The sequence below is a fragment of the Nocardia sp. NPDC004604 genome (assembly GCF_040609795.1).
GTDB lineage: Bacteria > Actinomycetota > Actinomycetes > Mycobacteriales > Mycobacteriaceae > Nocardia.
Genome location: NZ_JBEXLC010000067.1, coordinates 1 through 12,703, shown reverse-complemented (window position 1 = coordinate 12,703; position 12,703 = coordinate 1). Strand labels below are relative to the sequence as shown.

Sequence of the window (12,703 nt, the reverse complement as noted above, 5' to 3'; positions counted from 1 at the left end):
TCAGCAGCCCGCGCTACCCGGGGCGAAGAACGGTATCTCACACCACAACGGTTTGATCACCGGCGGCGTTGCCGGTGCGCCCGCCACGATCCAGTCGCCCTGTACCGATACCTCACGGCGCGACAGCGGCTCGTTGGCCGGGCCGGTGGCGACGGAGCCGTCGAGATTGAATTTGCTACCGTGACAAGGGCAGTTGATGGTGCCGCCCGCGATTTCGTTGAGGGCACAGCCCTGATGCGTGCAGATCACCGAGAAGCCCTGGTAGTTACCGGGATTCGGTTGGGTGAGCACGGTATCGCCGAGAATGAGCCCGGAGCCGACCGGTACGTCGGAGGCGCGGGCCAGCGCGTTCTCGGGTGCGCCCGGCTCGATGACCTGCTGGGCCGGTGCGGGTTGTTCCTGGACCTGCTGCTGGGCGGCGGGCAGCGGGGCGAACGCGCCCGCGACGATCCATTCCCCCTGTACAGAGATGGTGCGTGCGGCCAACGGCCGGGTGGCCGGACCGGTGGCTACGGATCCGTCGAGGTTGAATCTGCTGCCGTGACAAGGGCAGTTGATGGTGCCGCCGCTGATCGTATTGACAGCACAGCCCGCATGCGGGCAGATCACCGAAAAAGCCTGGTAATTACCGGGACTCGGCTGGGTGACGACGGTATCGCCGAGCAGCACGCCGGAGCCGATCGGCACATCGGAGGTGCGTGTGAGCGCGGTGCCCGGCGCCGGTTCGGGGCCCGCCTGCACCTGCTCGGTCGGCGGTGGTGGTGGTTCGGTACTGGGAGCGGCGGCGACCGAATTCGATGTTGTCGCTGGCGGCGCGGTGGAAGTGGTTGTCGGCGTTGACGAGCGCTCGCTCGTCGAGCAGGCCGCGACAACTGCCGCGGCCCCTGCTCCGATGACGATTGTTCGACGGTTGAAGTGTTCGGCACTCATCGCGACCTCGGCGTTCTCGACACATTGTGCTATGTGTTACGAGATGGCCGCCGATTCGGTTCGAGGTCGTTTCGGATTCACGTGAAGATTGGCGCTGCCTACCGCCCGGTTGAGACTGGGACCGGGCGGTAGGCAGCTATCGGTCATTGAACGGAACACTCCTGAGATCAGGGCTGGTGTTCTATGAGACTCTGCTGAGAAAATTCTGATCCTGCACGTAGGCTGAGGCGATGTGGGCGATTGCGTACTACGAACACGGTGGGCCAGAGGTACTGCAGATCGTTGACATCCCGATTCCGGAACCGCGCGCTGGTCAGGTCCGGGTCGCAGTGCGGGCCACCGCGGTTAATCCGGCGGATTGGAAGATTCGTTCCGGCGCACTGTCTTTCGGTGAGCCGGTCTTCCCACAGTATCCGGGTGGTGAGATCGCGGGTGTGGTCGATGCGGTCGGTCCCGAGGTGACCGAGGTGGCGGTCGGCGATGAGGTGCTGGGCTGGGCCGTCGCGGCCTACGCCGAATACGCGATCAGCACCGCCGTCGCCGCGAAACCGCCGGAATTGTCCTGGGTCGATGCCGCATCGCTCCCGGTCGCGGTCTCGACCGCGGCGAAGGCATTGGCCGCATTGAAATTACAACCGGATGAGACAGTGCTGATCAATGGTGCCGCCGGTGCGGTGGGGTCGATGGCCGTGCAACTGGCGGTAGCCGATGGCGCCACCGTAATAGGTACGGCCTCGGCGGCCAATCAGGACATCGTTCGCGAACTCGGCGCGATCCCGACCACATATGGTGACGGTGTTTCCGGTCGTGTGCGAGCTCTCGCTCCCGATGGCGTCGATGCGGTCTTCGACGCGGCCGGACACGGTGTGCTGCCTGCCGCCGTCGAACTGCGCGGCGGCACTGATCGAATCGTGACGATCGTGGATCCGGCCGCACTGGAACTCGGCATCACCTTCCTCACCGGCGGCGGTGGCCCGCGGCCCACTGAACTTCTGCACCAGGTCGCCGAGCGGGTCGCCAGTGGTGCATTCCGACTGTCCGGACCGGCGCGGACATTCCGGCTCGAAGAGGCGGCGGACGCGCAGGAGGAGAGCGAAAAGGGGCGCGGTCCAGGCAAGGTCGTGCTTACTGTGAGCTGAGCGTCGCAGAACGCCTTGTTGCGAACGACAGTGGGCGTAGCATCTTCTCTTGCCGTGTTGTGCCGACGCGCGGCCGCGGTGCGGAGGAAGGCGGGGCGCGATGGCCGGGAGTCCATCGGCTGACGGAGCGGGCCGTGGGGTGCTCGATGCCGGTTTCCAGATACTGGAAGCGATTTCGGCGGCGCCGGAGGGCTGCGGGCTGTCGCAGCTGGCCAGGTCCACGGGGTTGGCGAAGGCCACCGCGTACCGATTGGCCGAGCAGCTGGTGGCGCTCGGCGCGGTGCAGCGGGTGGAACAGCGGTATTTCGTCGGCGAGCGGATTGCGGAGCTCGGTCGGCACTGGCAGGCCGCGCCGCGGCTGCGCCGGGCCGCGCAACGACCGGCCCGGGTGTTGGCGGCTCTGACGAATTCGACTGTCGCCGTCTGTGTTCTCGACGCGGGCGAGGTCCGGCTGGTGGCCGGGGTCAAGGGCGCGGAATTCTTTCTCAACACCACCGCTGATCCCGATGTGGTGTATCGGACCGCGATGGTGCAGGTGCTCTTCGCGGGACGTGCCGACAATACCGTCCCGCCACCGACCTATTCGGCCGCCGAATGGCATCGCGTGCGCACGGGGATCGCCGATGCCGGAATGGTTTCCGTCGACCATCACGATCTGATCGCCGGAATATGTTGTGCTGCAGCGGCAATCCGACAACCCGGCGTCTGCGATGTGGCTGCCATCGCTTGTATGTCACTGTCGCAACAGTTTCCGCCGAATCTCCCGGGCCTGGTCGCACGCGCCGCGCGCGAAATCGAGAAGAATCTGCGCTGATCGGTTCGCTCAGTGGACCGGGTCATTTCTGCCCGCGGGGGCGGCAATCAGGATAGGTGGGCCGTCGTACGCCGTGAGTAGGGGCTGATCCGCCAAATGACAGTATCGCGTAGCGATTCGATAAGGGGTGGTGGTCGGGTGACGGGTGGGCCAGTATCGCGTAGCGATTCGATAAGGGGTGGTGGTCGGGTGACGGGTGGGCCAGTATCGCGTGGCGATTCGATGAGGGGTGGTCGGGCAATGGGTGGGCACGACTGCGAGCTGTGGGGTCACCGCTACGTCTCCTCGTCGGTAACCGAGAACGGCCGACCACGATTCCTGGTCCGCGGCACCCGGATCACCCTGTGGTTCGTCGACGAAACCCAGCGCCTGTCCGCCCACGCGGGCGGCAATACCGTGATGTTCGAGGTGGATGTCGATGACGGCGTCCTGAAGACCCGCTCCCCCTTCAGCACCGTCCTGTCCTATCCGCGGGAAGTCACCAACCAGGACACCTGGCTCACCGAATTCCTCCTGCTCGCCCCCGCCTGGACCGCCATCGACGGCACCCTCATCCTCACCGACGACCGAACTCGCATCGAACTGGAGCAAACCGCCGATCGCCCCTGATCAGCGGATCACGCCGGTGGGTTGAGAAAGCCCTCGACCACCCGGCGGACCTTGTGCACCACATCGGTATCGCCGAGCCGCAGAGCGGTATTGGCCGAGCACAGGACGGCGTCGATCTGGAAGGCGGCGAAATCGGTATCCAGGTCCACGATTTCGCCAGCATCGACGGCGTACCGGAGTTCGCGGGCGATAGTGGCCATCCAGTCCCGCTGGTCGCGGACCAGGGCGTCGCGGACCGGTCCTGGATGGCTGTCGAAATCCGCCATATTGGCGACGCGGTAGCAGCCGCCCGCGAACAGCGGTGTCTCGGCGTAGCCGATCCAGTGCTCGATCAGCGAGCGAAGGCGTTGCACCCCATGGGGCTGTGCGCGTGCGGGCCGGATGACGGCATCGATGAACATCTCGCGGGCCAGGTCGAGCGCCGCGAGCTGCAGGGCTTCCTTGGTCTTGAACAGCGTCTGCACACCCGCCTTGCTGAGGCCGGTATCGGTCGCCAGTTTGCCGAAGCTCAAGCCGTCGAGACCATCGAGGGAGGCGGTGTCGACGGCCTGGCGGAGCACAAGCTGGCGACTGCGCGCGCCGCGCTGTAGACGCTTGTCCTCGGGCCCGCCCGCTACCGGGCCACCACCCCTTGCCGAATCGCTTCGTGATGCTGGCATCATGCGGGTACTCGCTTACCGAGTTGGTGTGCAAGGGATTTGACGACCTCGGCCGCCATGACCGCCTGTCCCGAGGTCGAGAAGTGGATGCGGTCCGCGCTCAATAGATTCGCGCGGTCGTTGATCGGGTGATCCCACATGTCGATGACCAGTGCGCCGTACTCGGCGGCGAGGCGGCGAGTAATGTCGTTGACCAGCCGCACCCGCTCGCGCCAATCCGAAAAGACCGGCACGACATAGGCTCTGCCCAAGGTGAAGGTCATCAGCTGGGCTCCGGTTCCGGCGGCGAACCGGTACATCGCGCGCAATGTCTGCTCGATTTCGGCGAAATCCGGTGTGCGCCGGACGATATCGTTCGCACCCGATGGCACGTGGAGCAGATCGGGCGCGAACTCGGCGAGCTGATCGGCTTGGTGCCGCATGATCTGGGCCGTCGTCGCCCCATCCTGTGCGGTGTTGCGGTATGCCAGGTCGGGATGCACCCGGCGCAGCGTATCCGCCACGCGATCGGCCCACCCCATGCTGGCGTAGCCCGGGCTCGGATCGCCGGTCCCGGCCGAAAGACTGTCGCCGATCACCGCGAACCGGCGCCACGGTGCGTCGAAGAGCAGCGCGGCCGCGTCCAGCGGAGACAGGCAGAACGGATCGGTTTCCTCGGTGGTCGGGAGCGTCGCCGTCGTCATAAGTTAAAGAATACGTCCGATCGTATGCTTAAGCAAGGGCGTCGGACGGCACCACCGCATGCAGCAGATCGCGCAGCGTCTCCTGCTGGGTGACCGTGGCGACCGCACGGCTGCCGCGAAAGCCGATCGTCCTCGGCTCGGTCGCGGTAGTGGTCGTCGCGAATCCGGGTTCGGCTCTCGCGCCGAACTATTCGATCCCTGCTGCTGGCCAGGTTCGTCGCCGGGCTCGTTGTCGCAACGTCTTTCGCCGTCGCGATCGCCACGGTCACTTCGAGCGTCCGCACGGTGTTCGGTCTGCTGCTCGCGCTGCACATGCTGCGGCATGATGGCGAACCGGTGCTGAAATCCAGCTGAACCGGCATGCCGATGAATCCGGTTGCTGCACAATCTGTCTCGAGCCGAGACGCTATTATCTGGCTAGGCGCTCTACGGCGTCGCCAATATCAGAAGAGGGGTACGACTGTGAGCATGATTCTCGCCGCGGCACATGACACCTATGGAGCAGTCCTGGCCCAACTCGGCAACCCGACACCGGAGGCGCCACCCCTCGCGAACAAAATCCTGCAGATGGTGCGCTATTTCACGTGGTTCATTCTGCTGGCCGGCGTCACCGCCATCACCTACGCGGGCGGTCGGTTCGCCTGGGAGAAGTGGTCCGGCGGCGGCCTGCAGTCACCGAAGATGGTGGCGGGAGCCATGATCGGCGGTGTCGTCGCGACCAGCGCGGGCACGATCATGAATGCGGTGATCGGTACCTAGGCCCGCCATTTGATGGAGCAGCCCATGCTCGGCCGATGCGGTTCGGGCACGGTTGCTCCGGTGAGCACATTCTCGATCGCGGCGTGTAATTCATTGCCGGTCACCGGTTTACCGTTGCCCGGCGTGGATTCGTCGAATGCGCCGCGGTAGGCGAGTTCGAGGCGCGCATCGTAGAGGAAGAAGTCCGGCGTGCACGCGGCGCTGAAGGCTCGACCCACCTGCTGGGATTCATCGATCAGGTAGGGGAACTTCCAACCGGCGCGGTCGGCTTGGGCGCGCAGCCCTTCCGGCGCGTCGTCCGGGTAGGCGTCGGCGTCATTGGTGCAGATCGCGACCGTCGGGATCGCCAGTGTGCCGAGTACCTCGCCGAGCTTCGACTCGATATGCCGCACGTACGGGCAGTGATTGCAGGCGAAGATGACCAGGAGTCCGGGACCGGCGATGTAGTCGGCCCTGGCGTGGGTGTGACCGTCGAGATCGGGTAGCGCGAAGTCCGGCGCGGGCGTTCCGACCGGGACCATGAGGGATTGGACCGACATGAGGTGCCTCCATCCGAGTCGATATCGAGCTTAGTGCCCCGACCCGAGCTCGACCCGATTTACTGCGCCAGGTCCGCTGGATCGGTATTCGCACCGCACAGCACGACACAGATCCGCTCGCCGGGTTGGGCGCGGTAGGCACCGTCGGCGGTGGTCAGGGCCGCGAGCGCGGTCGCGGCGCCGTGTTCCACCGCCAGGCGGCGGTCGTGCCACAGTTTTCTGCGGGTCGCGATGATGTCCCGATCGGCGACGAGGACCGAGGTGACGTCGTAATTCCGCGCCGCGTGCAGCGCCAGTTCGGTGGCGCGGCGGGCGCCGAGGGAATCGGCGGCGACCGAGTCGACCGGTGCGTCGACGATCTGCCCGGCCGCGATCGCGGCGTGCAGGGCCCGGCAGTTCTCCGGTTCCACCGCGATCGTCCTTACGCCATAGTGCGCCGCTGCCGTGGCGATTCCGGCGAACAGACCGCCGCCGCCGACCGCGACGACGACGGTGTCCAACCGGGGGAGCTGCCGGTGGATCTCCATCATCAAGGTGCCCGCACCGGCCGCGATATACGGGTTGTCATAGGCGTGGGAGCGCAGCGCGCCGCTGGTGTCGGCGTATTCGTGACAGGCCGCGAGTGCGTCGGCGTACTCGGCACCGACCAGGCGCACGTCCGCGCCGTAGCCGCGCAGTCGCTCGACCTTCACGGCCGGGGCGGTGGTCGGGAGGAATACCGTCGCCCGAACACCCTGCCCGCGTGCTGCCCACGCGCACGCGAGCCCCGCGTTCCCGCCCGAGGCGATGGTCACGCCCGCGTCGGGTAGCGTCCCGTCATCGCGGTGCGCCTGGATGAAGTTCTGCGCCCCACGGGCTTTGAACGATCCGGTGTGCTGCATGAACTCCAGCGCCAGCCACAGCTCAGCCGGTCCGGATCCGGTCGTCGCGACCGCGTCACTTTCCCCAGGGACGATGGCGACCGGCCGCACCCGACCTGCGATCCGATCGGCGGCGGCCTTCACGTCCTCGTAGCTCAACTCCATCTGCACTCCTCCACGTTGTCCCATCATCTTGCCCGCTGGGCCCGCCGCAGCAGCGCGAGGAGATCCGCGAGGTGGCGGTCGTAGGCCGCCTGATCGAAGACGGGAGTGTCACGCATGGTGAAGCCGTGGCGGGTATTCGGGTAGACCACCGAGGTGTAATGCACATGCGCCGCGTCGAGCGCCTTGTCGAGACGGGCGATCTGCTCCGGCGGCATCGAATCATCCTGGCTCGCGTGCGCGATCAACAATTCGGCGGTAATGCCAGCGGCGGCGTGATGCGGACTGTCGGGTTGGTCGTCCACGGCGAGGCGGCCGCCGTGGAAACTCGCCGCCGCGGCAATGCGATTCCCGAATGCGCCCGCGGTGCGCAAGGCGAGTCTGCCGCCCATGCAGTATCCGGTAACCGCCACCGGACCCGGCGCAACGAACTCGGCGGCGCTGAGCCAATCGAGATAGGTTTGTGCGTCTGCCAACGCTTTGTCGGGCGTGAACGCAGCCCGCTTCGGGCCCAGTGCGGCAAAGAATTTCGCGTGCCCGGCCGGGTCGGTGGATTCGGGCATCGGCAGCACGGGGGCGCGCCCGGATCGGTAGAAAACATTGGGCGCCAACACGGTGAACCCATTGGCCGCGATGGCTTCCATCATTTCGCGCAGGTACGGGCGCAGGCCGTAGGCGTCCATGTAGAACAGCACGCCGGGATGGGGTCCGCCGTCATCGGGTCGGGCCAGGTAGGAGTCGGCATCGCCATCGGTGGTGCGGACATCGAGCGTGCTGAATGCGACGGGCATCGTCATGGAGTAGTTCCTTCGAGACGAATGGCGGCGAGAGCTACGCCGACCAGTATCGCGCCATCCGGATTTCCGATTTCGGCCGAGTCCTCTTATTTGCAAACAAATTGCCGATTTCGCGCCATGTAGTCTGCGTCCATCTGGAAGTTGTAGTCATGCTCTGTCGAAGAGAGGTTGACCTGTGAAACTGATCTGGATGACGGTGACGGCCTCGCTGGCCGTGGCCGTGGCGGGGTGTTCCGATGACAAGTCCCCGACGGCGGCAACGGAATCGTCGGCCGCGTCGGAATCGAGTTCGGTGAGCGCGATGCCCGCCGCGACCGAACACGAGGAACCCGGCAGCGGTGTGCGAATTCCGCTGGGGGAGACCAAGAAAGTGCCCATTCCCGCCGATGCCGTGATGGATATCAAGGTGCCCGTCGACTGGGCCGCCGCGACCACAAGTCTGCGCTGCACCGTCACCGACAGCACCGGCCGCAACGAAGACCTACGTTCGACCAATACGAACAAACCGGAAAATATCGGCGGGAAAGAGTGGATGACACTGTGGACCTTTTCTTCGCCACCGGGTGCCGAGGTCACCGTGGGATGCAAGGATCCGGAGTCGAAAATCGCCGCGGGTGACAATCAGGTGATCCGGGTCATCCCACGCGGTATCACTCCGCACTGAGCGGTGATTCGACACACCGGCGCCGTGATGGCGCGTGGACTTTCGCCTAGGGTCACGCCCGCCTGTCCGTCGCTGATCGTGATGGCCCCCGCAGAACCGATTGAGGCGCGGCCTTCGGCGTGAGCGGCGCGGGTAGCCTCGGATCCGTGGCAGAGCTGGCGTCGAGGTATCGGGAGCGGCGGTCGCGGCTCACCGATGCCGTGGTGTGGACGAACACCAACGCGACCGGGGCTGCAGCGCCGCCGGTGCTGCCGGATGGCTGCATGGATCTGCTGTGGAGCGAAGACAGATTGCTGGTCGCCGGGCCGGATACCCGGGCGTATATGGCCGATGGTGCGGTCGGCCGGCGGTGGGTGGGGATACGGTTGGCGCCGGGGACGGCACCCGCGCTGCTGGGAGTGCCCGCGCACGAGTTGCGCGATAGGCGGGTCGAGCTGGCCGATCTGTGGTCCGCGGCGACCGCGCGACGGCTCGCGGAACAGATCGGGGCGGCGCGGGATCAGCCCGCCGCGCTGGAGGCGATCGCATTGCGGCGGGCGTACGAGACCGAGCCGCCCGATCCGGTATTGCGGCGGATCGTCGGTGCACTGGATGCCGGATGGTCGGTCGCGGCGACGGCCGACGCCGCCGGGCTCGGTGCGCGGGTGCTGCATCGGCGATCGCTCGCGGCATTCGGCTACGGGCCCAAAACCTTGGCGCGCATTCTGCGACTGCAGCGGGCGCTCGCGGTGGCCCGCAGCGGAGTGCCGCTCGCGGACACCGCATTTCGCACCGGATTCGCCGACCAAGCCCATCTCGCGCGTGATGTGCGCGAACTGGCCGGAATGCCGTTGAGCGAGTTGCTCACTCGCCGCTAGCGCGTGGTTGCCGGATCAACTGGACAGCGGCGCATACAGATCGACGCCAGTGCCGTCCGGATCCAGGATCGTGGCATAGCGCTGGCCCCAGAAGGCGTCCCATGGCTTCAACTCGCCGTGGTAGCCCGCGCCGGTGAGTTCGTCGTAGACCGCATCGACTTCGCCCGGGTCCACGCACTGGAACGCCAATCCGATCCGGCCCGCCGTCGTCGGTCGCTGCCAGTCGGCGTGGAAGGATTTGATGACCGCCTCGGTATCCAACGTGACCCGCACGCCGCCGGGCAGTGCGGTTTCAACGTGGCCCTCGGTCTCCGCCCCCTCCGGGAACTCGAGACCCAGGCGTCGGTAGAAGGCGAGCGAGGCGGCCATATCGCTGACGACAATGCCGAAGACGTTCAGTTGTGGAGTCATATCCGCAGCGTATGCCGCACTTCGGCAGGTGTATTGAACAAATCGGACTCAGCAGGCGGTGGCCGGAATCAATTCGGCGATCAGGTTCTCCACCAGGATGCGGATCCGGTCGCGGATCGAGCGGACGATCGCGATGTCCTCGCCGGTCGGATCGGGCAGCATCCAGTCGCGATAGCTGATGCCGGGGAAGAACGGGCATACGTCGCCACAGCCCATGGTGACGACGACATCGGACATGGCCACCGCGTCGACGGTCAGCGCCTTGGGCGCCTGCGCGGAGATGTCGATATCGAGTTCGGCCATGACCGCGACGGCTGTCGGGTTGAGTTCGTCGGCGGGCACGCTGCCCGCAGAACGCACATCGATGCGGTCACCGGCGAGTGTGTCGAGGAATCCGGCGGCCATTTGCGACCGGCCCGCATTGTGGACACAGACGAACAGCACGATGGGCTTGTGAGCCATACGCGGGAGAACCTTTCAGGCTGGTGTATCGGAGCTTGTGCTGGGCGCGATGTCGGAAATGTCGGGCACAGTTTGCACCGGGTCTGCGTCGTAGGGTGCGTGATACGTATACCAGGGCGGGGCGAATGTGTTTCGCGACGAGGGGGCCGACTTTGTCCGCCAAGGCATCTCGAGGCCGCTCACTCGAGAGTTGTTGCCACGCGCGGAATATCGACCGAGAAGAAACCGGTCGGTCATGAATTCTGCATTTTGCCTGCATACAGCGGGCCCGCGGTGCCGGACGGCAGCCGCGGGCCCTTCGCTCGTCGCAGCCGAGCGCGTGACACTCACATGGGACGCAGGTCGATGACCTTGCGCAGTCGCGCCCGATCGCGCTCCAGCCGACGCGCCTCGTACGCGATCGGGAAGTAGCGCACCCGCTCCGGCAGCAGCGGCACCGTGCGAGCGATGAACCAGCCCAATGCCTTCAGTTTGCGTTCATCGGATGCGGTCCAGGTGAGGCCGAGCTTGCGGCGTGCGGGCTCCGGCGTGGTGCCGACGGTGACGAAGTACTGCAGCCGTCCCACCGGCGATACCACGCGCTGCCACACCGGCCGCAATGCGCGCGGCAGCTGCCGCGGTGGCGCGACGGAGCGGATGACCTTCAGGTAGTCATGTGCGGTGCCGGTCTCCTGCAGGTGGTTGTCGACCATATCCGCGAAGAACTTCTCGAATTCGGCATAGTTCGCCGGAATCTCCTTGGGAGCCACCGAGAAATTGCGCATGAGCTGCACCGTCTCCTGGTAGTACGCCTCCCTCTCGGCCGCGGTGAGCGGGCGGCGGGAGAAGTACTCCGCATTCTCGGTGAAGGCGAAGGTGCCGGTGTGCAGGACCCAGGCCCACGGTCCGGCGGCCAGCGCGTTGTGCCGTACGCCGTCCGGGGTGGTGGTGTTGAGCGAGGCGTGCATCTTGCGCAGCCGATCCGCCTCGGCGATCGCCTCGTCGCCGCCGTAGATCCACATCATCACCGAACCGATGCTGCGCACCGCGCGTCCGAGCGGATCGGTTCGGAAGGTGGAGTGCTCATCGACCACGGCGGAGATGGTCGGCTCCATGGTCTGCAGCAGGAACGCCGAACCGGCCGTCAGGGAGAAGGTGATCAACCCGGTCTCGTCCCACATCCGCGTGCCCGGTGCGAATGGGCGGCGCTGCGGTCCCTTCCCTGAACTGCTGTCGAATGGGCCGGCGGCGGTCATTGCGATCTCCTTTGATCGGTCCCTCCAAGAACATGAGAGATTTAGTGTAACAATCTCTCACGACTCGGCTCGTCGTTGCGGCCAACCGATCACTATGGGCAGGGATCGCGCAGCGCCCTAGGCTGATTCGATATGACGACCGACTGGCGCAAACGTGACGGACGGATCGGCGTGCTCACCGGCGCGGGCATCTCCACCGATTCCGGCATACCGGACTTCCGTGGCCCGCGCGGGGTGTGGACGAAGGATCCCATCGCCGAACTGCTGTCGACTTATGACGCCTACCTCGCCGATCCGGAGCTGCGTAAACGGTCCTGGCTGGCGCGCCGCGACAACCCGGCCTGGCAGGCCGAGCCGAATGCCGCGCACACCGCGCTCGCCGACCTGGAACGCGCGGGACGCACCATCACGATCATCACCCAGAACATCGACCGGCTGCACCAGCGCGCCGGATCCTCGCCCGGCCGGGTGATCGAGATCCACGGCAATATGTTCGAAGTCGTCTGCGTCGGCTGCGATTACCAGACGACCATGGCCGCCACCCTGGCCCGCGTAGCGGCCGGCGAGGCGGATCCGCCGTGCCCGGCCTGCGGCGGCGTCCTGAAATCGGCGACCATCATGTTCGGCCAGCAGATGGACCGGCGCACCATGACCAAGGCCGCGCTGACCGCCGAGGCCAGCGATATCTTCCTCGCCATCGGGTCCTCACTGCAGGTGGAGCCCGCCGCGTCGATGTGCGCGATCGCCGTCGACAGCGGCGCGGATCTGGTCATCGTCAATGCCGAGGCCACGCCCTACGACGGCATCGCCACCGAGGTCATCCGCGAACCCATCGGCACCGCGCTGCCGCGCCTGGTATCCGAAATACTGGCTGACTGACTACCTGCCTCGGCCAGCATGGAGCGAGTCTTTACGGGCGACCGTTCGCCCGTTTCGCGTCCGAGTCGTCGAACTGCATGCGCCGTAGGCGCGAGTCTCGACCACTGGGCGGTGCACCTCGGGTGCCGAACTGCCCGCTCGAGGTGACTACAAGGGAGCGAGTCTTACGAGTGACGTTCGCGGCCCGTCTCGCGTCCGAGTACAGATCCAGCGCGGGCAGATCCCTCTACCGCCGGACATCTCA

16 protein-coding genes are annotated in these 12,703 nt (G+C 66.1%); 7 read left to right on the top strand and 9 right to left on the bottom strand.

All coding sequences use genetic code 11. From position 1 onward, the window contains the following. Window positions 1–930 carry a Rieske (2Fe-2S) protein gene (locus tag ABZW16_RS23735; protein WP_354958160.1) on the bottom strand — a complete coding sequence of 310 codons (930 nt, stop codon included), beginning with the start codon at window positions 928–930 and terminating at the stop codon, window positions 1–3. Window positions 931–1,160: 230 nt separating this feature from the next. Here ABZW16_RS23735 and ABZW16_RS23730 point away from each other — a divergent pair, with 230 nt between their 5' ends. The 3 genes from ABZW16_RS23730 (at window position 1,161) to ABZW16_RS23720 (ending at window position 3,492) form a co-directional block, all read left to right on the top strand. Beyond that, complete coding sequence (locus ABZW16_RS23730; RefSeq protein WP_354958159.1) at window positions 1,161–2,069, top strand: NADP-dependent oxidoreductase; 909 nt, start codon at window positions 1,161–1,163, stop codon at window positions 2,067–2,069. A 100-nt stretch (window positions 2,070–2,169) separates the two neighbouring features. Continuing rightward, window positions 2,170–2,883: a helix-turn-helix domain-containing protein gene (locus ABZW16_RS23725; RefSeq protein WP_354958158.1), complete on the top strand. Its 714-nt coding sequence runs from the start codon at window positions 2,170–2,172 to the stop codon at window positions 2,881–2,883. Between the two features lie 222 nt (window positions 2,884–3,105). Next, window positions 3,106–3,492: an META domain-containing protein gene (locus tag ABZW16_RS23720; protein ID WP_354958157.1), complete on the top strand. Its 387-nt coding sequence runs from the start codon at window positions 3,106–3,108 to the stop codon at window positions 3,490–3,492. An 8-nt stretch (window positions 3,493–3,500) separates the two neighbouring features. Here ABZW16_RS23720 and ABZW16_RS23715 read toward each other — a convergent pair whose 3' ends face one another. Beyond that, on the bottom strand, window positions 3,501–4,151 hold the full coding sequence (locus ABZW16_RS23715) for a TetR/AcrR family transcriptional regulator (RefSeq protein WP_354958156.1): 651 nt from the start codon (window positions 4,149–4,151) through the stop codon (window positions 3,501–3,503). Then, on the bottom strand, window positions 4,151–4,834 hold the full coding sequence (locus ABZW16_RS23710; protein WP_354958155.1) for an SGNH/GDSL hydrolase family protein: 684 nt from the start codon (window positions 4,832–4,834) through the stop codon (window positions 4,151–4,153). The genes ABZW16_RS23715 and ABZW16_RS23710 overlap by 1 nt, the downstream gene beginning before the upstream one ends. A 468-nt stretch (window positions 4,835–5,302) precedes the next feature. Between ABZW16_RS23710 and ABZW16_RS23705 the strand changes: the two genes are divergently transcribed. Next, window positions 5,303–5,593 (top strand): hypothetical protein, encoded by a 291-nt coding sequence (locus ABZW16_RS23705; protein ID WP_354958197.1) that lies wholly within the window; start codon window positions 5,303–5,305, stop codon window positions 5,591–5,593. On the opposite strand, the gene ABZW16_RS23700 is transcribed toward ABZW16_RS23705, so the two are convergent. Genes ABZW16_RS23700 through ABZW16_RS23690 form a run of 3 tightly spaced genes read right to left on the bottom strand, consistent with a single transcriptional unit; the run spans window position 5,590 to window position 7,951 of the window. Continuing rightward, entirely contained in the window at window positions 5,590–6,132 is a 543-nt protein-coding gene (locus tag ABZW16_RS23700) for a thioredoxin family protein (protein ID WP_354958154.1), read from the bottom strand. The genes ABZW16_RS23705 and ABZW16_RS23700 overlap by 4 nt on opposite strands. Window positions 6,133–6,191: 59 nt before the next feature. Next, a complete protein-coding gene (locus ABZW16_RS23695) occupies window positions 6,192–7,157 on the bottom strand; it encodes a threonine/serine dehydratase (protein ID WP_354958153.1) in 966 nt (321 codons plus the stop codon). 23 nt (window positions 7,158–7,180) lie between these two features. Next, complete coding sequence (locus ABZW16_RS23690) at window positions 7,181–7,951, bottom strand: dienelactone hydrolase family protein (protein WP_354958152.1); 771 nt, start codon at window positions 7,949–7,951, stop codon at window positions 7,181–7,183. A 175-nt stretch (window positions 7,952–8,126) separates the two neighbouring features. On the opposite strand from ABZW16_RS23690, the gene ABZW16_RS23685 reads away from it, so the two are divergent. Together ABZW16_RS23685 and ABZW16_RS23680 are read left to right on the top strand one after the other, a co-directional pair. Then, complete coding sequence (locus ABZW16_RS23685) at window positions 8,127–8,615, top strand: hypothetical protein (RefSeq protein WP_354958151.1); 489 nt, start codon at window positions 8,127–8,129, stop codon at window positions 8,613–8,615. Window positions 8,616–8,761: 146 nt separating this feature from the next. Continuing rightward, window positions 8,762–9,472 (top strand): helix-turn-helix transcriptional regulator, encoded by a 711-nt coding sequence (locus tag ABZW16_RS23680; RefSeq protein ID WP_354958150.1) that lies wholly within the window; start codon window positions 8,762–8,764, stop codon window positions 9,470–9,472. Window positions 9,473–9,487: 15 nt separating this feature from the next. Here ABZW16_RS23680 and ABZW16_RS23675 read toward each other — a convergent pair whose 3' ends face one another. The 3 genes from ABZW16_RS23675 to ABZW16_RS23665 all read right to left on the bottom strand — a co-directional run bounded on the left by ABZW16_RS23675 (window position 9,488) and on the right by ABZW16_RS23665 (window position 11,580). Beyond that, the gene (locus ABZW16_RS23675; RefSeq protein WP_354958149.1) at window positions 9,488–9,883 is read right to left on the bottom strand and encodes a VOC family protein; all 396 of its coding nucleotides are present in this window, start codon (window positions 9,881–9,883) and stop codon (window positions 9,488–9,490) included. 48 nt (window positions 9,884–9,931) lie between these two features. Continuing rightward, a complete protein-coding gene (locus ABZW16_RS23670; RefSeq protein WP_354958148.1) occupies window positions 9,932–10,345 on the bottom strand; it encodes an arsenate reductase ArsC in 414 nt (137 codons plus the stop codon). Window positions 10,346–10,671: 326 nt separating this feature from the next. Then, on the bottom strand, window positions 10,672–11,580 hold the full coding sequence (locus ABZW16_RS23665; protein WP_354958147.1) for an oxygenase MpaB family protein: 909 nt from the start codon (window positions 11,578–11,580) through the stop codon (window positions 10,672–10,674). A gap of 132 nt (window positions 11,581–11,712) precedes the next feature. Between ABZW16_RS23665 and ABZW16_RS23660 the strand changes: the two genes are divergently transcribed. Then, window positions 11,713–12,459 (top strand): Sir2 family NAD-dependent protein deacetylase, encoded by a 747-nt coding sequence (locus tag ABZW16_RS23660; protein ID WP_354958146.1) that lies wholly within the window; start codon window positions 11,713–11,715, stop codon window positions 12,457–12,459. Window positions 12,460–12,703: the final 244 nt, after the last annotated feature.